Source organism: Mycobacterium deserti, assembly GCF_025345615.1.
Taxonomy (GTDB): domain Bacteria; phylum Actinomycetota; class Actinomycetes; order Mycobacteriales; family Mycobacteriaceae; genus Mycobacterium; species Mycobacterium deserti.
Genome location: NZ_JAODWD010000001.1, coordinates 1033488 through 1053611 on the forward strand (window position 1 = coordinate 1033488; position 20124 = coordinate 1053611).

At 63.7% G+C, this 20124-nt stretch carries 18 protein-coding genes; 9 read left to right on the plus strand and 9 right to left on the minus strand.

The genetic code is table 11. The features are described 5' to 3' along the window. Nucleotides 1-673 precede the first annotated feature (673 nt). The 3 genes from N4S67_RS05235 to N4S67_RS05245 all read left to right on the plus strand — a co-directional run bounded on the left by N4S67_RS05235 (nt 674) and on the right by N4S67_RS05245 (nt 4485). Nucleotides 674-2803, plus strand: a complete 2130-nt coding sequence (locus N4S67_RS05235; RefSeq protein ID WP_260991834.1) for a sensor histidine kinase — start codon at nt 674-676, stop codon at nt 2801-2803. After that, on the plus strand, nt 2763-3428 hold the full coding sequence (locus N4S67_RS05240) for a DNA-binding response regulator (protein ID WP_313959927.1): 666 nt from the start codon (nt 2763-2765) through the stop codon (nt 3426-3428). The genes N4S67_RS05235 and N4S67_RS05240 overlap by 41 nt, the downstream gene beginning before the upstream one ends. Before the next feature lie 175 nt (nt 3429-3603). Further along, nucleotides 3604-4485, plus strand: coding sequence for an MPT63 family protein (locus N4S67_RS05245; RefSeq protein WP_260991836.1), 882 nt, complete (start codon nt 3604-3606; stop codon nt 4483-4485). A gap of 22 nt (nt 4486-4507) precedes the next feature. Here N4S67_RS05245 and N4S67_RS05250 read toward each other — a convergent pair whose 3' ends face one another. From N4S67_RS05250 to N4S67_RS05260, 3 genes are all read right to left on the minus strand, one after another. Continuing rightward, nucleotides 4508-5326, minus strand: a complete 819-nt coding sequence (locus N4S67_RS05250; protein ID WP_260991837.1) for a hypothetical protein — start codon at nt 5324-5326, stop codon at nt 4508-4510. Between the two features lie 375 nt (nt 5327-5701). Next, the gene (locus N4S67_RS05255; protein WP_260991838.1) at nt 5702-6112 is read right to left on the minus strand and encodes a hypothetical protein; all 411 of its coding nucleotides are present in this window, start codon (nt 6110-6112) and stop codon (nt 5702-5704) included. An 897-nt stretch (nt 6113-7009) separates the two neighbouring features. Further along, nucleotides 7010-7993: a hypothetical protein gene (locus N4S67_RS05260; protein ID WP_260991839.1), complete on the minus strand. Its 984-nt coding sequence runs from the start codon at nt 7991-7993 to the stop codon at nt 7010-7012. 1984 nt (nt 7994-9977) lie between these two features. On the opposite strand from N4S67_RS05260, the gene N4S67_RS05265 reads away from it, so the two are divergent. Further along, nucleotides 9978-10739: a DUF4389 domain-containing protein gene (locus tag N4S67_RS05265; protein ID WP_260992065.1), complete on the plus strand. Its 762-nt coding sequence runs from the start codon at nt 9978-9980 to the stop codon at nt 10737-10739. 66 nt (nt 10740-10805) lie between these two features. Here N4S67_RS05265 and N4S67_RS05270 read toward each other — a convergent pair whose 3' ends face one another. The 6 genes from N4S67_RS05270 to N4S67_RS05295 are packed head-to-tail and all read right to left on the minus strand — an operon-like array spanning nt 10806 to nt 16762. Further along, nucleotides 10806-11972 (minus strand): lipid-transfer protein, encoded by a 1167-nt coding sequence (locus N4S67_RS05270; protein ID WP_260991840.1) that lies wholly within the window; start codon nt 11970-11972, stop codon nt 10806-10808. Further along, on the minus strand, nt 11972-12376 hold the full coding sequence (locus N4S67_RS05275; RefSeq protein WP_260991841.1) for a MaoC family dehydratase: 405 nt from the start codon (nt 12374-12376) through the stop codon (nt 11972-11974). The genes N4S67_RS05270 and N4S67_RS05275 overlap by 1 nt, the downstream gene beginning before the upstream one ends. Next, complete coding sequence (locus N4S67_RS05280; RefSeq protein WP_260991842.1) at nt 12373-13332, minus strand: bifunctional MaoC family dehydratase N-terminal/OB-fold nucleic acid binding domain-containing protein; 960 nt, start codon at nt 13330-13332, stop codon at nt 12373-12375. Before N4S67_RS05280 ends, N4S67_RS05275 begins: the two co-directional genes overlap by 4 nt. Next, nucleotides 13329-14492 carry an acyl-CoA dehydrogenase FadE29 gene (gene fadE29 / locus N4S67_RS05285; RefSeq protein ID WP_260991843.1) on the minus strand — a complete coding sequence of 388 codons (1164 nt, stop codon included), beginning with the start codon at nt 14490-14492 and terminating at the stop codon, nt 13329-13331. Before fadE29 ends, N4S67_RS05280 begins: the two co-directional genes overlap by 4 nt. Beyond that, complete coding sequence (locus N4S67_RS05290) at nt 14493-15491, minus strand: acyl-CoA dehydrogenase family protein (protein WP_260991844.1); 999 nt, start codon at nt 15489-15491, stop codon at nt 14493-14495. Between the two features lie 20 nt (nt 15492-15511). Continuing rightward, a complete protein-coding gene (locus tag N4S67_RS05295) occupies nt 15512-16762 on the minus strand; it encodes a cytochrome P450 (protein WP_260991845.1) in 1251 nt (416 codons plus the stop codon). Nucleotides 16763-16882: 120 nt separating this feature from the next. Between N4S67_RS05295 and N4S67_RS05300 the strand changes: the two genes are divergently transcribed. From N4S67_RS05300 to N4S67_RS05320, 5 genes are read left to right on the plus strand one after another with little or no spacing between them, the layout of a single operon-like run. Beyond that, nucleotides 16883-18046 (plus strand): steroid 3-ketoacyl-CoA thiolase, encoded by a 1164-nt coding sequence (locus N4S67_RS05300; RefSeq protein ID WP_260991846.1) that lies wholly within the window; start codon nt 16883-16885, stop codon nt 18044-18046. Then, nucleotides 18046-18420, plus strand: a complete 375-nt coding sequence (locus N4S67_RS05305) for a nuclear transport factor 2 family protein (protein ID WP_260991847.1) — start codon at nt 18046-18048, stop codon at nt 18418-18420. The genes N4S67_RS05300 and N4S67_RS05305 overlap by 1 nt, the downstream gene beginning before the upstream one ends. A 9-nt stretch (nt 18421-18429) precedes the next feature. Further along, nucleotides 18430-18885: a nitroreductase family deazaflavin-dependent oxidoreductase gene (locus tag N4S67_RS05310; RefSeq protein ID WP_260991848.1), complete on the plus strand. Its 456-nt coding sequence runs from the start codon at nt 18430-18432 to the stop codon at nt 18883-18885. A 44-nt stretch (nt 18886-18929) separates the two neighbouring features. Further along, nucleotides 18930-19601, plus strand: a complete 672-nt coding sequence (locus N4S67_RS05315) for a mycothiol-dependent nitroreductase Rv2466c family protein (protein ID WP_260992066.1) — start codon at nt 18930-18932, stop codon at nt 19599-19601. 34 nt (nt 19602-19635) lie between these two features. Continuing rightward, nucleotides 19636-20082, plus strand: a complete 447-nt coding sequence (locus N4S67_RS05320) for a nitroreductase family deazaflavin-dependent oxidoreductase (protein WP_260991849.1) — start codon at nt 19636-19638, stop codon at nt 20080-20082. Nucleotides 20083-20124 lie beyond the last annotated feature (42 nt).

Genomic DNA, 20124 nt, shown 5'->3' on the forward strand with positions numbered 1-20124 from the left:
TGAGAAAACCATAAGATTGTGCAGATTAGCCCTCGTGCGCACCGCAAACTCTACTATTGGTCTTGGCTGCTCAGAAGGCATCGCTCCGAGCCACACCGCATGTCCACTGAACGGTGGACGCTTTCACACTTGTGTAGTGTAGTAGCAGTTTCAGCAACGCCCCTCAACTGCGCCTAGGGCTCGCTTCAGCCCCTTGCGCAAAAGGGAACTCCTCGTGCGACTCAGCTAATTCGAGAGCTGTTGATAATTCTGCGCGATTCTTATATTCGGGGGGCGAGGGCGCCCTTCGCCGCTCGTGCGTCGAAGAACGCCGGATCGCAGCCGAGTGACCCGACGCCGTCAGGACGACAAACAGCGCTGGTTCGAAACACGCCCTCATCTGGGTGAATAACCGGACTCAGCAAACCATACCCCGTAGAATGGCCGCATCCGGTGTGTCGGTCGACCAGTCGACGATGGCAGCTTCCACATGAGCGACTATCCGAATAACGAAGATGAAGTGCGACCTCCGCGTCGCTCGGATTCACCTGGCATGGCCGGGAGCACCTTCGGGCCGGTTCCCACCCTCGGGCCCAGAGCAAACCGGTTGGCGCTGCTCTGCAGACACGCGACGAACGCCCTGGCGGCCGGCATCGGCCTAACAGCTCCGACGTCGCGGGCAACGACGACAGGCATGGTGTTACTCGCCGCGCTGGCCGGGTGGGCGCTCTACCGACTGGCAACCCGATCGCTTCGAAGTGTCTTCACCGTCATCGACTGCATGTTCGTGGTCGCGGTGTGCGCGGCAGCACCGGTAATGAGCGCGGAGGTCGCGGCCTTCCCCCTCGCGAACGTTCAAACAGCGGTGCTCAGTGCAACCGTCATCGGTTTTGCCGTCGCACTGCCCGTCGTCGCTTCCGTTCCCATGGCCGCACTCATGCTGGGCGCCTACGGGTGGGGTATGGCAGCGGTCGTCGGCTGGAAGAACGTTCCCACCTCGATATCGCTGCACTATGTGTCGCTGGCGGCGGTGATGGGCGTCCTACTTCGGCTGACGCTCCTTCGCGTCGAGGCCGCAGCCAAGCGCGCGCGCGACGACTACCTGGCGGCCGATGACTTGCGCGCACGCGTTGCCGCGGCCACGCGCCAATACGAAGTCGAACAGTTCGCCTTGCTTCACGACACCGCCGCGTCGACGCTTCTCCTGGTCGCCGACGGTACGGCGATCCCACCGAGCAAGCTCGCCGCTCAGGCCCAGAGCGCCCTCGCGGTCCTCGACGGCCACCGGTCGGCCCCGTCCGGACACCTGATCGATGTGGTTGCCTCGGTGCGCGAAATCGCCCGCGGGGCAAGGACGCCGGTCCAATTCCGGGGTTCTTCCGAGCTGTGGCTGGATGGCGAGGTTTGCCGCGCAGTCCAAGCGGCAGCCAGAGAAGTCCTCAACAATGTCGACCGCCACGCCGACGCCACCCGCGTGTGGGTCGACTTCTCTGATCACCGACTTGCGATCACCGACGACGGCAGGGGGCTCGGCCCGCACTGGCGCGTGGGTCGGGGCATCTTTGACTCGATCGTCGGACGGATGAACAGAGTCGGCGGCAATGCCGCCATCAGATCGGATCCCGGAGGCGGAACAACGGTAGAACTCGTATGGCCGCACACGCTTCACCACACGCTCGCGCCGGACGCCGTCACGGATGCAGACCGGCTCGTCGCCCGAGTCCGGCGAGGCTACGGTCTGGCGTTGGTCGGCTGGGCACTGCTCGTGACGGCGCTGTCCGTGCCTGCTCTGGGAACCAACGGGCACACAATGACTCAGCTCGCTCTCGTCCTCGCCGCCGTCATGGGATGCCTCGCCGCGCTGCCGCTCTTGTACGGTCGCTTCGGCGCGCTGCGCTGGCTCGGAATCGGGCTGTTGATCGGTACTGCCGTCCTGCAGCCCGTGTTGTTGCCGGCAGAGGCGGTCTGCACGTCCGCACAATGGTCTCTGTGGGTGGCGGGCTGGGGCTTGCCCGCTCTGCTGCTCGGATTGCGCCTGGCCGTTGCATTTTCAATTCTCGCCGCGTTCTGCGCGGGCGCCTGCGCATCAACCATGATTCGCGCGTCGTCCGACGCCACGGTGGGCGAGCTGGGCCTTTTATACGCATCACTCGGTGTACTGCTGGTCGCAACTCAGTTCGCAGACAGGATATTCGCCGATGCCGTCGCGCAAACACACGCCCGCACGCAGGCCCACCTCGATCTGCTGGCCCGGCAGCGGGCCGCCGCCGCAGCGCACGGCGACTTCAGAAGGCGCATCATCGAAGTCCGCCGACGCGTCGAACCACTGCTCGAGGAACTGAGTCGTGGAGCGCCCATCGACGAGAGGCTGCGAAGGTCAGCGCGGATGGAGTCGCAACGCATCAGAACGTTTCTTGATCTGCGCTCGCCGCGCGAACACGACCTGGTGCGCGCCTTGCGACCGGCCATGGACGCCGCAATCCAACGCAACGTCGATATCACAGTGCATGTTCAATCGGGCGTGCCTGATCTCGACGGCGCGGCCATCGAATCGCTTGCCGCACAGATCGCAGGCATCGTCGAAAAATGCACATCGACGGCCCGGGTCGTGTTGACCTGTGCGGACGAGGAAGTCATGGTCAGCGTTGTCTGTCGCGGCTTTATCGGCGACGTCTGCGCGGGCACAACGGACGGTCGATTGGAGGTCGTGAAGCGCGACGACACAACGTGGATCACCATTCGGCGAGACATTCCACCGACATCTCATGATGGATCCTTCGACGATGCATGCGACGCAACGCATTTCAGTAGCACTAATCGATGACCACGAAGTAATTCACGCGGGTATCGCGGTCTGGCTGAGGCAGGCCGACGGATACATCGGACTCGTGGGCTGCTACGTGTCAATCGAGGATTACCTGCGCGAGCACCCGCCCGGCTCCCACGGTGTCGACGTCGTGGTCGTCGACCTCGAGTTGAGCAGCAGGCATCTCGACTTCGACCATCTCGACGCCTTGGTGGGAGTCGGTCCGCGCATAGTTGTGTTCTCGCACATAGAAACGGACGAAATCATCCTCAGGTGCCTCGACCTCGGCGCTGCTAGCTATGTGGCCAAGTCCGAAGGCAGGAACCACTTGGCCAACGCCATTGTGGCCGCCCGGTCGGATGTGCCGTATGTGGCACCACGGATGGCCGGTGCGATGGTCCGAGACCGCAGAGTCGGCCGTCCCAGCCTTCCGCCGCGCGAACGGGAAGTTCTGATCGCATGGTTTCAAGCTGACAGCAAGGAACTCGTGGCCGACAAACTGCGCATTGCTCCGTCCACCGTCGCAACGCATCTGCAACGCGTCCGTGCCAAGTACGCGGCAGTGGGGCGCCCCGCGAAGACCAAGGCCGCGCTGGTGGCGCGTGCCCTGCAGGACGGCATCATCAACGTCGACGATCTATAGCGGCGCCGCCGCGGCAATGAAGTCGGCCGAATGATTATTGCGTGATGACCAATTGCGCAGTTCACGGCGACGAGTCGACCGGTTCCCGGAAATTGGCGTCCAACAGCGTCGTTACTTCCTGATAACTTCCTTAGGGAAAGAACCATCGACTCGGGAGTGCACCACCTTGAAGAAGATGAGCAAGATGACGGGGGCTGCGACTTTCGCTGCTGCTGGCGCGATCGGATTGATGGGCGCCCCGCTGGCGGCCGCGGAAGCCGGTGCCGCGGGGGTGACCACCCAGAACATCGGGTCCGCCGGAAAGCTGGTTGACGGGAACGTCATTCAGGAGTGGACGGTCAGCGACCTCAAGCCCAGTTCGGACGTCATTCCGCACCCGGTCAGCGGAACCTTGTGGGAAGCCACGGCCACCGATCAGGCGGTCCAGGGCAGTGTCACCCCGATTGTGTCGAACTTCAATGCCCGCGCTGAGAACGGCCAGACGTACCGGGTCCTATTCGGTGCCGCCACTCCGCAGGGCGTCAACCCGGCCACCATCGCGCAGGGTGCCAAGACCACCGGCAAGGTCTACTTCGACGTCACCGGAGAAAAACCCGACAGCATCGTATACAACGCCGGTGGCAGGGATCTTCTCGTGTGGGAGCAGGCGGCCCCTTCGGCGTCGCAGTCCTCTCCCGCTAGGTCCTACCCGTCGACCCGATACCCGGCTCAAAGCCCGGCGAGCGCTGCACCCGCGGAGACTCCTGCGGCCGCAGAAGCCGCACCTGAGGCGCCGGGCGCGCCTCCCGCGGCGGACGGCACCGAGCTTCCGCTTCCCGCGGGCAGCCAGGGCACGCCACTTCCCGCGGGCAGCCAGGGCACGCCACTTCCGGCGGGCAGCCAGGGCACGCCACTTCCCGCGGGCAGCCAGGGCACCCCGCTTCCCCCGGGTGCGCCGGGTGAAGTTCCGGCAAGCACCGAAGGCACACCGCTGCCTGCAGGCACCAGCCAGGGCACGCCTCTTCCCGAGGGCGGCGAGCAGGTGCAGACGCCGTCGACGTACCTGCCGACGCCCTGAGATAGTTCGGCAGGCTGAGCTGTTACGAGTGGGATGCCCACCAGGCGTACAGCTCCGGGAAGGTCGGTCCCGACGGACCTGCGCGGGCCACGGTGACCACCAGTCGGGCGTCATCGGTCCAGGCCACCGTTGGGCGACCTTCCTGCAGGCCGCAGAACAGCGTGCCTGCCACCTTCTGTGGCGTGGCGTTGCGGCGCCATGGCCCCGGTGACTGAATGTTGCCCGGGCAGTTGACGCGTTGCGCACCCTGCATGACGTCGTTGAGCGCGGCATCGAGTGCGGCCTTATCCGGAGCCAGTGCGAACGTCGCCGATTCAGGACCGCCCGTGTCGGTATTCGCGTCGCAATCCACCTGTGCGACAGCATCGTTGGACACATCAGCGGGTTCACACGCGTCGGGCGAGTAGCCCAGAGGCAGCATCCGAAGAAGTCGTTGTTCGTCAGCATTCGGGGTTGGTGGGCCCTGCGGCGTGGACGTCTCGGGACCGGCGCTGAGCGCTTCGCGATCGTCGGACGAACGCAGGAACAGGAACGCCACGCCCGCGACGACGGCCAGGGCCACGATCGCGCCGGCCACGTAGTAGAGGACTTTCGGATCGCGTTGTCGTTGCTTCGGGCGCGGGCTCACCGTCAACGGCGTATCGAAGCGACCGGCCCACGTGTTCGGGCCCGGATCCGGCCCCCAGTCGTCGGCGGGCCCCGCGCCCCAGCCCGGTGCGGCGGTCGACGCCGGCGTCTGCACGGGCAACGGACCGGTGTCCGCCTCGTCGGGATCGAGCCCGTAGACGTCGTCCTCCGACACAGATGTCTCCGGCCGATCCGGAGGCGGTGCAGAACTCACGCCATCTGAGAGTAGTCGGCGACGCGCACGATCGTGCGCATGTGTTCGACGAACTCACCCCACTACGGGTGAACCCGCCGCGGGAGTGGTGGAGGCAGAATTGCATCGCCGGGCCGGCCGTCCCTCTGCGCCGCTGGAGGAGAAGCAGCGATTCAAACAGATCCGCGGCAGGGTCACGTTGACGATGTTGCGGGACACAAGTCCCAGCCGAGCCGCAGAAGACGTCCGATTCAGACCATCCAGAAGTTGAGGCCGACACTTGCGCTGGTCCCTGTGAGCCGTTGCGCCGCAACAGTTCTTGCCGACAGTCACGGCAGCCGGCGATGAACGCGCGCCGGCACTCGCTGGCGTGGAATTGGTTGCAGCATCGCGGCTTCAACCGGTGCGGCTTGTGGCCCGCCGGTGTAGCGCGCCCCGGATCCACGACCGTGCCGAGGGACAATGCAGCATGTGTTGATAGATGCGGTGGTGCAGCTCGGGCGCCTCGGCGGTGAATTGGGCGGCGGACCGTTCACTGCCGTCGGCGCTGAGCGATAGCGCGTCGGTGATGACGAGCGACACCGGCAAAACCTCTCCGCAGCCGCCGGGGCACGCGACAGTCAGCATTCCCGGCGGTTCGAGTGCATCGATCGATTCCGGCTGAACCAGCGGATTTGCCGGTTGGCACCGGCCCCGCGCAGCGTGGATCAAGGCGTCCACTTTTGCCGACGACAGAAGCAGCCGCGGCTGTCCGACCCAGCCGCAGGAGCAGATTGCGTACGCCCTGTGGCGCGGCTCGATTGCCACGACGATGTCTTGACCGCCTCGAGAATCCCCCACTGCCTTGATTCACCGCCCCTCGGTGGAGGCCATTCTTTGACGCCTCCACGCCCCCCGACTCGGCTATGTGACGCCGGTCACATAAGGTTATGGTTTGCTGGTTCTGCTGTCAAGCGACCCATCCTCGTATTCAATCTCACTTTGAGATTGGCCCTGATCGTGTTTGTGCCGCTGTTGGATTGCGCATGCTCGCATGTCGCCGTTGCCGCGACATCAGGCATCGCGCAGCCTGGAGATGCGAGGCATCTGCAACTCATTTACGTTGTCCAACTCTATATTTAAGGCTTGCAAGGCGGTCGCTCCGTGTCGGACCACCGGGCTGCGAGCATTACCGGAACGATGCACCGATACTGGGTCTGATACGGCTGCCCGTCCACCCATCTCGGGCCAAATTCGACAGCTCGAGCGACCGCTGAGGGTATCGGCCTCAGTGAGGCGAGCATTGCTAGAAAATCTCCCCAGGGCCGTAATGTCCCCTTCAGCTGGGGCGCCTAACGAGGCGAGCAGCGATAGTAGCGGTCATCAAATCGGTCAAACCTGGCCCCGCGGCTCCGAGAGTAATTACTTCCTCGTGATGGGCGTCTGCCAGGGATGCGGAGGTCCGCCCGCAGGGTGCTTCGCTACCCGCACGCGTCACCAGTGGGTTGGCGTCGAGTGCCGAAATGGTGTGAATCTTGTTATGTGCGAACACACTTGACGTAGAGCCGGCACTGACGCTAGCGAGGCGCAATACTTTCACGGCCGCAATATTCGTCATCGACCGACCGCCAAGTGGGCTGCAAAGCCTCTGGCCACAGGGAACCGATTGGGACGAAGCGACGTCCGGGGTCACCGGTCGCCGCTTCGGCCCAACGCTCCTTTCGATTATGGGGAGTTACCGGGACCACCAAAGATGAAGTCCAAGAAACCGGGGTTCGAGTTGCCCGGACCACCGAAAATCGCATCCAACAGACCAGGGCTCGAGTTACCCGGACCGCCAAAGAAGAAGTCCAACAACCCAGGATTCGAGTTACCCGGACCACCGAAAATCGCATCCAACAGACCAGGGCTCGAGTTACCCGGACCACCAAAGATGAAGTCCAACAACCCAGGATTCGAGTTACCCGGACCACCGAAAATCGCATCCAACAGACCAGGGCTCGAGTTACCCGGACCACCAAAGATGAAGTCCAACAACCCAGGATTGGAGTTGCCCGGACCACCAAAGATGAAGTCCAACAACCCAGGATTGGAGTTGCCCGGACCACCAAAGATGAAGTCCAACAACCCAGGATTGGAGTTGCCCGGACCACCAAAGATGAAGTCCAACAACCCAGGATTGGAGTTGCCCGGACCACCAAAGATGAAGTCCAACAACCCAGGATTGGAGTTACCGGGACCACCAAAGATGAAGTCCAACAACCCAGGGTTCGAGTTACCCGGACCACCGAAAATCGCATCCAACAGACCAGGATTCGAGTTACCCGGACCACCAAAGATGAAGTCCAACAACCCAGGATTCGAGTTACCCGGACCACCGAAAATCGCATCCAACAGACCAGGATTCGAGTTACCCGGACCACCAAAGATGAAGTCCAACAACCCAGGATTCGAGTTACCCGGACCACCGAAAATCGCATCCAACAGACCAGGGTTCGAGTTACCCGGACCACCAAAGATGAAGTCCAACAGACCAGGGTTCGAGTTACCGGGACCGCCGAAGACTCCATCTAACAGACCAGGGTTCGAGTTACCCGGACCACCAAAGAAGAAGTCCAACAACCCAGGATTCGAGTTACCCGGACCACCGAAAATCGCATCCAACAGACCAGGGTTCGAGTTCCCCGGACCACCAAAGATGAAGTCCAACAACCCAGGATTCGAATTACCCGGACCACCGAACACCAGGCTTAGCAAGCCACCGAATAGGCCGCCGACCGGATCTTGTCCACCGGATGAATTGGTGTCAACGGGTGGGCCCGTGACTTCCGGCGGAGGACCTTGACCGTCCGGTTGACCTACACCATCTGGTGGACTCTGCCCGTCTGGCGGACCCTGCCCGTCCGGCGGACCCTGCCCGTCCGGTTGACCCACACCATCTGGTGGACCTACACCATCTGGCGGACCATTGCCATCGGGTGGACCCACACCATCCGCCGGACCCACACCATCCGCCGGACCCTGCCCGTCTGGCGGACCCTGCCCGGCCGGGGGGCCCACACCTTCAGAGGTATCGACAGCCTCAGGCGGGCCAACATCCTCTGGGGTGCCAACGTCCTCGGGGGGGCCAACATCCTCGGGGGGGCCGGGATTCTCGGGGGGACCCTGATCCTCCCGGGGACCCGGGTTACTCGACGGACCCTCACCTGCCGGCGGGCCGCCCCCTGCATCAACCGGTTTCCCGTTGACACTTACCTTTGGCCCAGTGTCCTTGGGCGTTCCGGCGCCTGCATTTGAGTTGTCCGAACCTGGCTTGTCGGCAGCCTCGCTACCAGGGGTGTCGCCAGTATCCTGGGCGCTCCCCGATTCTTCGCCGTCGACCGTGGTTAGGAAGATGGCCGGCGCAGTATCCGGGACATTGACCGTTATGCCAACGAAGAAAGCCAGGACGACCGCTAGGAACGCAGTACTTGCCTGCTGAAGCAGTGATAGCGACGGCCCGCGGCGCCGACGCCTATGCCGGGCTGCACCCCTCGGAAAGCCTGACGATGAATGTGCGTGAAATTTCGAGTCGGGCATGTGCCCTCCTTCTGTTCCGGGAAAGCAACAGGCTTCACCCAAGACAAACAAATAGCTGGCGTTCGCAGAATGTGAATGCCAGTAAGTCACCGACTTGTCGTCGCTTCAATGACGTATCGCTAGCTGTCGTCGCGCTGGCTACTCCCCAAAGCTCTGCAAATCAGGCAGGCCCGCCAGCACTGCCGACGCTGGGTCGGTATTCCCGGCCCCGGCGGACCGCGAGGGGAATCAGACGGAACCTTCAGGCGCCGCCTCGCTCGAGGGCGCGGCCGAGCAGCAGTCCGATCCCCGGCAGATATCGGGCGCGACAGGCCAAGTGGCGTCCGCACGCTAGTCCGGCGTGAGCGATTCCCCCTGCAATGCTTCCCCATCGAGCCACCCCTCACTCGAGACGACAAGCGAGGAACGCGAGTCTCCCAAGTAGATGGGCCGACTCTAAGACTTTGCTAGATTGCCTGTCAAGCACCACTTGGGCCCATCTGGCGAACATCTGACAGGAGCTGCCGAAACTCGGTCAGGCACTTGTGCAGTTTGCGGCTTCCTAACGAAGCGTATCGCGATGGTTCTCACGACGAAGACCCTTTTCGACGCCTCCGTTACTATTTTGTGCTCGATCAGTGCAGCTCACAGCTGTCTTTTCGTTCACAAAATTTCTGTCTCAGACGGGCCGCGAATCGACGTTGGTGTCAACAAGATCGTTACGTATCGGATTTGCGTGATGATGCAAGCACTTGCCGGTTGTGTCGCCTTGCTGACTGGTCCAGCAAGTCAACGGTGCTTCACGGATCATGTCGTTGTTGATTGCTGAAAACTACAATCAGCGCAATCTGTTGGACCTACTCTTGAAGCGCGGCCATGCCAAGTGGCGCAAGGAGACGTGGTCGAAGAGAAGACTCGTGCTGCCGCACTCCGGCACGGGCGACGCTTCGCATCGGGCAAGACGTTCAGGGAGGGGGCAGTCGACTTGCAACCTTTTGCGCTTCCCCAGCGAGTATGCGGGCCACCCCCACCCGGCGGTGTCGAGCCCGGCATCGCGTAACGGAGTATCACCCCAAGCCCGAGAGTCTCCAAGTCATCAACGTTGATCACGCAATACGGAGCGAAAGGCAAGCATGTGGCTCACTCAGAGGGTAGCTCCGCTTACCCAGTACGAATACAAGGCGATTTCGACGAGTCAGTATCCCGATGGCTATGGCTGCTGAAATGGTTTCTCGCAATTCCTCATTACATAGCTCTTTTGTTTCTTAACTTCGCATTCGTGCTCGTGACCGTGGTGGCAGGCTTTGCGATTCTGATCACGGGCCGCTACCCGAGGCCGTTGTTCAACTTCAACGTCGGGGTCATGCGCTGGTCATGGCGGGTCCGCTTCTACGCGTACTCGACGCTGGGCACCGACTCCTACCCACCGTTCACTCTTGGTGAGACGAACTACAAGGCGGACCTGGCGGTCGAGTATCCCGAGCGATTGTCACGGGGACTAGTGCTCGTCAAGTGGTGGCTACTGGCACTACCTCACTTGCTCATCGTTTCGGCGATGCTTTCCGGCGGCGTCCGCATGCTGAACCTCGGCAACGGCCGCATTGTCGTCGTGCCCCTACTAACGCTTCTTGTCCTTGTCGCGGCTATGGGTCTGTTGTTCACGGGCCGGTATCCGCGCGGTCTGTTCGATTTTGTGGTCGGCATCAACAGATGGATGTATCGCGTTAGGGCGTACGCGGCGTTGATGACCGATGACTATCCCCCGTTCCGTCTCGATCAGGGTCCGCGGGAGAAGTGCCAAGCCCCAGCGGCCACCGTCGAGGTGCAGGAGGCGCCGGCGGCGACGTCGGACTCAACGGAGGCGACACGAGACGAGCCGGCGGCAGCGCAGCATTAAACCAACGAGCCGCCTTAGTGCGTCGATGAACCGCTCTTAGAGGCGGGATTGGTCGTGTGAGGCCGACTAACCGAGAATCAAACCTGACGTCGGCACGCCGGTACCGGCGGTGACGAGTACGTGCTCGACGTCGGGGACGGGATTGACCGACGTTCCGCGCAGCTGTCGGACGCCCTCGGCGATGCCGTTCATGCCGTGGATGTAAGCCTCGCCCAGCTGGCCGCCGTGGGTGTTGATCGGGAGGCGGCCGCCGACTTCAATAGCGCCGTCCTTGACGAAGTCCTTGGCATCACCCGGTTCGCAGAAACCGAGCTCCTCCAACTGGATCAAGGTGAACGGGGTGAAATGGTCGTACAGGATCGCGATTTGGATGTCAGTCGGCTTCAGCCCCGACTGCTCCCACAGCTGCCTGCCGACCAAACCCATCTCCGGCAATCCGAGCTCTGGCCGGTAATAACTGGTCATCGAATACTGATCAGGGCTCGACCCCTGTGATGCAGCGGCGATGACCGCGGGCCGATGCCTGAGGTCCTTGGCTCGCTCGGCCGAGGTGATGACCAGCGCGACCCCACCGTCGGTCTCCTGGCAGCAGTCAAGCAGCCGAAGCGGTTCGGCGATCCACCGCGAATTCTGGTGATCTTCAATGGTGATCGGCTTCTCGTAGAAGTACGCCTTCGGGTTCTTGGCGGCGTGCTTCCGGTCGGCGACCGACACCGCACCGAAATCCTTACTCGTCGCGCCGGACAAATGCATATAGCGCCGGGCGATCATCGCCACCTGCGCCGCGGGCGTGGAAAGCCCGTGCGGATAGGAGAACGAGTTGTCCACGCCGGTGGCGTCGGCATTCTCCACCAACCGCATCTGTACCTGGCCGAACCGCATTCCCGAGCGTTCGTTGAACGCGCGGTATGCCACAACGCAATCCGCGACACCCGTGGCGACTGCGATGGCCGCCTGCTGGACCGTGGCACAGGCAGCGCCCCCGCCATGGTGAATCTTGGAGAAGAACTTCAGCTCGCCGATCCCGGTGGCCCGCGCGATGGCCACCTCGGTGTTGGAGTCCATTGTGAACGTGACCATGCCGTCGACGTCGGCCGGTGTCAGGCCCGCATCCTCGAGTGCGTCGAGAACAGCCTCGGACGCCAGCCGAAGCTCACTGCGGCCGGAGTTCTTCGAGAAGTCGGTGGCGCCGATGCCGACGATGGCGGCCTTCCCGGACAGCTCTCCCGGCATCAGGCATTCCCTCCGAACGTCAATGTCGCAGTGGCGATCACGTGATCACCGAGACTGTTGCTGCCGGTGATTTTCAAGGAGATCAGGTCATTCTCGACAGCGGTGACCTCGCCGGAGAACGTGACCGTGTCGTAGGCGTACCACGGCACGCCGAGCCGCAACGAGATTGACTTGATGATCGCGTTCGGTCCGGCCCAGTCGGTGATGTAGCGCTGCACCAGCCCGGTGTCGGTGAGAATGTTGACGAAGATGTCCTTGGACCCTTTGGCCTGCGCCTTGTCCCGGTCGTGGTGGACGTCCTGGTAGTCACGGGTGGCGATCGCCGTCGACACGATGAACGTCGGATCGCCGTACAGCGCGAGTTCGGGCAGTTTGGTGCCGACGTCTACCGCTGGCGCGCTCATGCGTCCGGCTCCCACGCATAGAGAGTCCACGCGGGCCCGGAATCGGTGTCCGGAAAGTCGATATACGTTGCGCGGACGGGCATCCCGACCTCCACCTTCTCGGGGTCGGCATTGCGGAGCTCACCGAGCATCCGCACACCTTCTTCGAGTTCGACCAATGCGATGACGAACGGCAACGTGCGGCCGGGCACCTTCGGGGCGTGGTGCACCACGTAGCTGAAGACCGTGCCCTTTCCGGATGCGACGGCGTAATCGGTCTCGGTGTCCTTGTCCTGCCAGAGCGCGGGCACGGGCGGATGCACCAGTGTGCCGTCGCCGCGCTTCTGGATTCGCAACTCGTGGGCGTTGACACCATCCCAGAAGAATTTCGTGTCCCGCGACGACGCCGGTCGCATCATCGACTCGGCATCGAGGTCCTCGGGCACCGTCGCACCTGCCGCGTTCTCAGCGGGCTTGAATTTCATGATGCGCCACATCATCTCGGCGACGTCCTCGTCGCCCACCTGCCAGGTGATTTTCTGGGTGATGAAGAATCCCTCACCCAACGCGGTGTTCTTGGGGCCGATCACGTCGGTCAGTTCGGCCGCGACACTGACCTCCTCGCCGACCCGCAGGTAGCGGTGATAGGTCTGCTCGCAGTTTGTCGCGACGACGCCGATGTAGCCAGCGCCATCGAACAAGTCCATGATCTTGCCCAACGGATCGTCGTCGGGCCGGTTACCGCCAAGCCCCATCATCGTCCAGACCTGGATCATGGCCGGGGGTGCAACGGCGCCGGGGTGGCCCGCCGCTCTCGCCGCCGCATCGTCGACGTAGATGGGGTTCTGGTCGCCCATCGCGTCGAGCCAGTGGTCGATCATCGGCTGGTTGACCGGATGCCTGCCGACGCGCGGCTTGCTCTTGCCCTCGGCCTTTACCCGCTCGGCCGCCTTCTGAATGTCCTCGACAGCACTCACCTGGGCACCCTCGGCACCTTGAGGCCCGAAGCCGCGATCATCTCCCGCATCACCTCGTTGACACCTCCGCCGAACGTGATCACCAAGTTGCGTTTGGTCTGCGAGTCCAGCCAGTCCAACAGTTCCGCGGTGTCCGGATCCGCTGGGTTGCCGTATTTTCCGACGATCTCCTCGGCGAGCCGGCCCGCGTACTGAATCCGTTCGGTGCCGAAGACCTTCGTGGCTGCCGCATCCGCGACGTCGATGGTTTCGCCCGAGGCAGCGACCTGCCAATTGAGCAGCTCATTGATCCGCCACATCGCCTTGAGTTCACCGAGGGAGCGCTTGACGTCGTCGTGGTCGATCGGGATATCGCCGTTGCCACCGGGTTTCGACGCCCATGCGTGGACGCGGTCGTAGAGCGCGGCAAATCGTCCCGCGGGCCCAAGCATCACGCGCTCGTTGTTGAGCTGGGTGGTGATCAGCCGCCAGCCGCCGTTCTCCTCGCCGACGAGCATGTCGGCGGGGACCCGGACATCGTTGTAGTACGTGGCATTTGTGTGATGCGCGCCGTCGGACAGGATGATCGGCGTCCATGAGTAACCGGGATCTTTGGTGTCGACGATCAGAATCGAGATGCCCTTGTGCTTGACGGCCTGCGGATCGGTCCGGCAGGCCAGCCACACGTAGTCGGCGTCGTGACCGCCTGTTGTCCACATCTTTTGGCCGTTGACGATGTACTCGTCGCCCTGTTTGACGGCTGCGGTGCGCAGCGACGCCAGGTCGGTACCCGCCTCGGGTTCGGAGTAGCCGATGGCGAAGTGAATGTCGCCCGACAGGATTCCGGGCAGGAACTTCTTCTTCTGCGTCTCGCTGCCGTACTGCTGCAGCGTGGGTCCCACGGTCTGCAGCGTCACTGCCGGCAGCGGGACATCCGCGCGGTGGGCCTCGTTGACGAAGATCGACTGCTCGATCGGCCCGTATCCGAGACCGCCGAACTCCTTTGGCCAGCCGACACCCAGCTTGCCGTCCGAGCCCATCCGTTTGATCACCGCACGGTACGCCTCGCCGTGGCGGTTCTTCTCCATCTCCTCGGCCTCTTCGGACGAGATGAGAGTCGAGAAGTACTGCCGCAGTTCGGCTTGCAGCTGCTTCTGCTCGGGTGTCAGTTCGATGAACATCTACGCTCCCACCAGCTCGAGACGGTGCGCCCGCCCACCGACGAGGCGGGTGAGGTCTTTGATCGTCGAGTAGTACCGGTCCATCGGGTAGGCGATGTCCATTCCCATACCGCCGTGCAGGTGATGACACAGTTGCATCACCGGTGGCGCCTGCGAGGCGAGCCAATACCCGAGGACGTCGATGTCTTCGTCTGCGTCGCGCCCCTCGGCCAACCGCCACGCCACCGAATTGGACGCCAGAGTCAGTGTGCGCGAGGCGATGTAGATCTCCGCTAGTTGGGCGGCGACCGTCTGGAAGGTCGACAGCGGTTTGCCGAACTGCTCTCGGTTGGCGACGTAGTCGGCGGTGAGGCGCAGCGCGCCCGCCACCAGACCGGACGCGAAGGCGCCGATCGCGGTCAGCACCAACTGATTCACGCGCCGTGGATCCGCACCGTCGAGGACTCCGTCCACCTCGGCGTCGGAGAACGTGACGGAGTACTCGTCACCGTGGTTGGACGTGGGCGTCTTTGTCAGCTGCACCCCGGCGGCGGTCGGGGACACCACGACGACAGCGTCGCCCGCCGTCACGATCAACCAATCCGCCTGTTCTGCATAGGGAACGGCGACCTTTGTGCCGTTGAGTTTGCCGCCGGCGAGACTGGTCGCCGGCCGATCGGGTAGCGGCGCGCCGGGCTCGTTGAGCGCAGCGGTCAACACCGCCCCCTTGGCGACTCCGGCGAGATAGCGGTCCTGCTGCTCGTCGGACGCCAGGTCGAGCAGGGGCAGCAGCCCAAGTCCGAGAGTGGCGAGCGCGGGACTGACGGTGCCATGCCTGCCGATCTCGGTGAGCGCCGTCGTCAGCTCGAGCAGACCGACACCGTCGCCGCCGAGGCGCTCGGGCACCGCCAGCGCCGTCACACCACCTGAGACCAACGCGTCCCACGTGTTGTCCCGGTCCAGGACCGAGGTGACCACATCGGCGACAGCCTGCTGTTCCGGGCTAGGACTGAAATCCACCCGACTCCTCCTTGGTTCGCTCAGCCTGCGGCCGAATTGGTGCCTGTGTAGTCCACCTGCCAGTGCTTGATGCCGTTGAGCCAACCCGACCGTAGCCGCTCGGGTTCACCGATCGGCCGCAGATCCGGCATGTGATCGGCGACGGCGTTGAAGATCAAGTTGATGGTCATCCGCGCCAGGTTGGCGCCGATGCAGTAGTGCGCGCCGGTGCCGCCGAAGCCGACGTGCGGGTTCGGGTCACGCAGGATGTCGAAGCTGTGCGGGTCGGTGAAGACCTCTTCGTCGAAGTTGGCCGACCGGTAGGACATCACCGCACGCTGGCCCTTCTTGATCGTCACGCCACCCAACTCGACATCCTCGAGCGCCGTGCGCTGGAACGCCGAAACCGGTGTGGCCCAACGGATGATCTCGTCGGCGGTCGTCGCCGGGCGTTCCTTCTTGTACAGCTCCCACTGTTCCGGGTGCTGAGAGAACGCGATCATGCCGTGGGTGATCGAGTTGCGGGTGGTCTCATTGCCGGCGACGGCGAGCATGATGACGAAGAAGCCGAACTCGTCGTCGGAGAGCTTCTCCCCGTCGATGTCGGCCTCGATCAGGGTCGTGACAATGTCGTCGGTCGGGTTCTTACTCCGCGCCTCGGCCATCTGCATCGCGTACATGATGAGTTCCATCGACGACTGCGCCGGGTCGATGTGGGCGTACTCGGGATCCTCGCCGCCGGTCATCTCGTTGGACCACCGGAACAACTTGTCGCGGTCGTCCTGCGGCACTCCGAGCAGGCCGGCGATGGCCTGCAACGGCAGCTCGCACGACACCTGTTCGACGAAGTCGCCGCTGCCCTCGGCCGCCGCGGTCTTGGCGATGTTCTGCGCGCGCTGGGCGAGCTCATCCTCGAGCCGCCCGATTGCCCGCGGCGTGAAACCGCGGGAGATGATCTTGCGCAACCGGGTGTGGTGCGGCGCGTCCATGTTCAGCATCACGCTGCGCTGCAGTTCGATCTGCTCGAAGGCCATCTCCTTGGGCCACACCGGGATGGCGCCGTTCTGCCAGCTGGAGAAGACGTCGTTGCGCTTGGACACCTCTTTGACGTCAGCGTGTTTGGTCACCAACCAGTAACCCTTGTCGCCGAAGCCGCCGGTGCCGTCGGGCACGTCGACCCAGTGAACGGGCTCGGACTTGCGCAATTCGGCAAGCTCCTCGACGGGTAGCCCCGCGAGGTTGAGGTCGGGATCGAGTAAGTCCAGATCGGCGGGAATGTTGGGGGGTGCCATGGATGTGCGCTCCTCATTGCAACGTGTTCTAGTGCCAGTAAAACATGCCTTCTGCGCAGATGAAAGGCAGGTCAGCTTCCTCGCTTGTCAGAGTAATGAAACGTGTTCTAGCCTGACGGAATGGGTAACCCTGTCATCGTTGAGGCCACTCGCAGCCCCATCGGGAAGCGCAATGGTTGGCTGTCCGGACTGCACGCAACCGAGTTGCTCGGCGCGACACAGAAGGCACTCGTGGAGAAGGCCGGCATCGACGCCGGCGACGTCGAGCAGATCGTCGGCGGCTGCGTCACGCAGTACGGCGAGCAGTCCAACAACATCACCAGGGTGAGCTGGCTAGTGGCCGGGCTGCCCGAGCACGTCGGCGCGATGACGATCGACTGCCAATGCGGCAGCGGACAGCAGGCCAACGGTGTGGTCGCCGGTCTCATTGCCGCGGGCGCGATCGACGTCGGTATCGCCTGCGGCATCGAGGCGATGAGCCGCGTCGGCCTCGGCGCCAACGCCGGACCAGACCGCGGCATCCTGCGGCCGGCGTCGTGGGACATCGACCTGCCCGACCAGTTCACCGCCGCCGAGCGGATCGCCAAGCGGCGCGGTATCAGCCGCGAGGAAATCGACCAATTCGGCTTCGATTCGCAGCGCAAGGCCAAGCAGGCGTGGGCCGAGGGCCGGTTCGACCGCGAGATCAGCGGCATCGAGGCGCCGGTTCTCGACGAGCAGAAGCAGCCGACCAGCGAGCGACACGTGGTGACGCGTGACCAGGGCCTGCGCGACACGACAGTCGAAGGCCTCGCGTCGCTCAAGCCGGTGCTGGAAGACGGCATTCACACCGCGGGCACGTCGTCACAGATCTCCGACGGCGCAGCTGCAGTGCTGTGGATGGACGAGGACAAGGCGCGTGCGCTGGGATTGAAGCCACGGGCACGGATCGTCAGCCAGGCGCTCGTCGGCGCCGAGCCGTACTACCACCTCGACGGTCCGGTGCAGTCGACAGCCAAGGTGCTGGAGAAGGCCGGGATGAAGATGGGCGACATCGACATCACCGAGATCAACGAGGCTTTCGCATCGGTCGTGCTGTCGTGGGCGCGCGTGCACGAGCCCGATCTCGACACCGTGAACGTCAACGGCGGCGCGATCGCGCTGGGGCACCCGGTCGGCAGCACCGGCAGCCGCTTGATCACCACCGCGCTGCACGAGCTCGAACGCACCGACAAGAGCACCGCGCTGATCACCATGTGCGCGGGCGGTGCGCTGTCCACCGGAACGATCATCGAGCGGATCTGATGCCAGCGTCAGACGCCGAACGTATCGCCGCCGCGCAGGCGTACATCGATGCGCTGGTCAGTCATGACGCCGACAAGGTTCCGTTCGCACCCGGCTGCACCAGAATCGAGTTCGGCGTCAAGACCGGATTCTCCGGAAATCATCTGCGGCGCAGCCTGAATGGCGGTCCTCAGTACCGCGTGATCAGGGAGTCGACCGTACCGGAGTTCACTGTCGATGGGGACACCGTCCGGGCTCGCTTCGACCTGGTGACCAAGCCGTCGCTGGCCGGGCGGCGCGTCGGCGCCCACGTCGACGAGACGTTCCTCATTCCCGCCGCCGACGGCAGGATCCACCACATCAAGGCAGTCGTTCGGCCATTCCTGACGTCTTAGGATCACGCCATGCCCTCCTCAAAGCCCCGCTTCATGGACACCAAGTCCGCGGACTTCGTCATCAAGTGGATGTCGAAGATCAACACCTTCCTGTACCGGCGCAGCGACGGCGAAGGGTTCGGCAGCGACTTCCAGGGCATTCCGGTGGCGCTGCTGACCACGACGGGTCGCAAAAGCGGCCAGCCGCGGATCAGTCCGCTGTACTTCCACCGCGATGGTGACACCGTCGTCGTCGCGGCGTCCAAGGGCGGTAGCGACAAGCACCCGCAGTGGTACCTGAACCTCAAGGCCGATCCGAAGGTCAAGGTTCAGATCAAGAAGGAAGTGCTGGACCTGACCGCGCGCGACGCCACCGACGATGAACGCGCGAAGTACTGGCCGCGGTTGGTGGAGATGTACCCGACCTACGAGGACTATCAGTCCTGGACCGACCGGGTCATCCCGTTGGTGATCTGCGAGCCGTGAGCGATCTGCACTTCTACTTCGATCCGGTGTGTCCGTTCGCCTGGATGACGAGCAAGTGGGTGCGGCTGGTCGCGGATCAACGCGACTACGACGTGGACTGGCGGTTCATCTCGCTGCGGATGGTCAACTCCGACGTGGACTACGCCGCGCATTTCCCGCTCGGATACGAGGACGGCCACACCGCAGGCCTGCGCCTGCTGCGGGTCGCCGCGCGGGCGCGCGCAGAGCACGGCCCCAGCGCCGTCGGACGACTGTACGACGCGATCGGAACCCGACTGTTCGACACGCCCCGCACAGACGACCCGCTCTCGGCGGCCGAGCAAGCAGCGAGCCGCGTGGTCGAACCGCTGCTCGAGGATGCCGGGCTGCCGGCCGGCCTGGTCGAGGCCCTCGGTGACACCGGCCTCGACGACGTGATCCGCGCCGAGACCGAGGAGGCGCTGAACTTGACCGGCCGCGATGTCGGCACGCCGATCCTGCACTTCGCGCCGCCCGGTGGGACAGCCTTCTTCGGGCCGGTGATCAGTCGGCTGCCCGCTGCCGACGAGGCGGTGGCCCTGTGGGACCACGTCGTCGCGCTTGCCGCATTCCCCGGCTTTGCTGAGCTCAAGCGCAGCCTGCGCGAGCGGCCACAACTGGCCAGCTTCGGCGTCAACCCCGAGTCGCCTGGCGTCGAAGAAGACTGGCACGGCGGAAGTCGGCGCACCGAGAAATAGTTTGCGGGCGCCGTGGCGCGGCTAGACACCCGGCATGGCAGGCACCGTCCGCAACTCGAAACCGCTCGCGCTGGCGATGAAGTACTTCGCGCGGGGTCACATCTGGGCTTACGAGCACACCGACGGCCTCATCGGCCATCGACTGCTGTGGTTCCCGGCGGCCCTGGTGACGACGACGGGCCGCAAGAGCGGTAAACCGCGCACGACGCCGACGCTGTATCTGCGCGACGGTGACCGAGTCATCCTGCCGGCATCCTTCGGCGGGCGCGACTCCGATCCAGTCTGGTACCTCAACCTCAAAGAAGACCCGAAGGTGCACGTGCAGATTCGCGGTGAACACCTCGACTTGACGGCCCGTGACGCCGCGCCTGAGGAGCGAAAGCACTTGTGGCCAAAGCTGATCAAGATGTACCCGCCGTATCGGAACTATCGAGAGGCGACTGATCGGGTTATTCCGCTGGTCGTCTGTGAGCCGCGCTGAGACACGGTCTATAATCTGGTGACTTGGTGACTTCGGCTGCGC

Excerpts from the sequence above, each read along its gene's own strand:
- N4S67_RS05300 (WP_260991846.1), top strand. The coding sequence starts at position 16,883 with ATGGGTAACCCTGTCATCGTTGAGGCCACTCGCAGCCCCATCGGGAAG.
- N4S67_RS05240 (WP_313959927.1), top strand. The coding sequence starts at position 2,763 with ATGCATGCGACGCAACGCATTTCAGTAGCACTAATCGATGACCACGAA.
- N4S67_RS05235 (WP_260991834.1), top strand. The coding sequence starts at position 674 with ATGGTGTTACTCGCCGCGCTGGCCGGGTGGGCGCTCTACCGACTGGCA.
- fadE29 (WP_260991843.1), bottom strand. The coding sequence starts at position 14,492 with ATGTTCATCGAACTGACACCCGAGCAGAAGCAGCTGCAAGCCGAACTG.
- N4S67_RS05295 (WP_260991845.1), bottom strand. The coding sequence starts at position 16,762 with ATGGCACCCCCCAACATTCCCGCCGATCTGGACTTACTCGATCCCGAC.
- N4S67_RS05270 (WP_260991840.1), bottom strand. The coding sequence starts at position 11,972 with ATGCCGGGAGAGCTGTCCGGGAAGGCCGCCATCGTCGGCATCGGCGCC.
- N4S67_RS05315 (WP_260992066.1), top strand. The coding sequence starts at position 18,930 with ATGACGAGCAAGTGGGTGCGGCTGGTCGCGGATCAACGCGACTACGAC.
- N4S67_RS05320 (WP_260991849.1), top strand. The coding sequence starts at position 19,636 with ATGGCAGGCACCGTCCGCAACTCGAAACCGCTCGCGCTGGCGATGAAG.
- N4S67_RS05275 (WP_260991841.1), bottom strand. The coding sequence starts at position 12,376 with ATGAGCGCGCCAGCGGTAGACGTCGGCACCAAACTGCCCGAACTCGCG.
- N4S67_RS05245 (WP_260991836.1), top strand. The coding sequence starts at position 3,604 with ATGAGCAAGATGACGGGGGCTGCGACTTTCGCTGCTGCTGGCGCGATC.
- N4S67_RS05310 (WP_260991848.1), top strand. The coding sequence starts at position 18,430 with ATGCCCTCCTCAAAGCCCCGCTTCATGGACACCAAGTCCGCGGACTTC.
- N4S67_RS05305 (WP_260991847.1), top strand. The coding sequence starts at position 18,046 with ATGCCAGCGTCAGACGCCGAACGTATCGCCGCCGCGCAGGCGTACATC.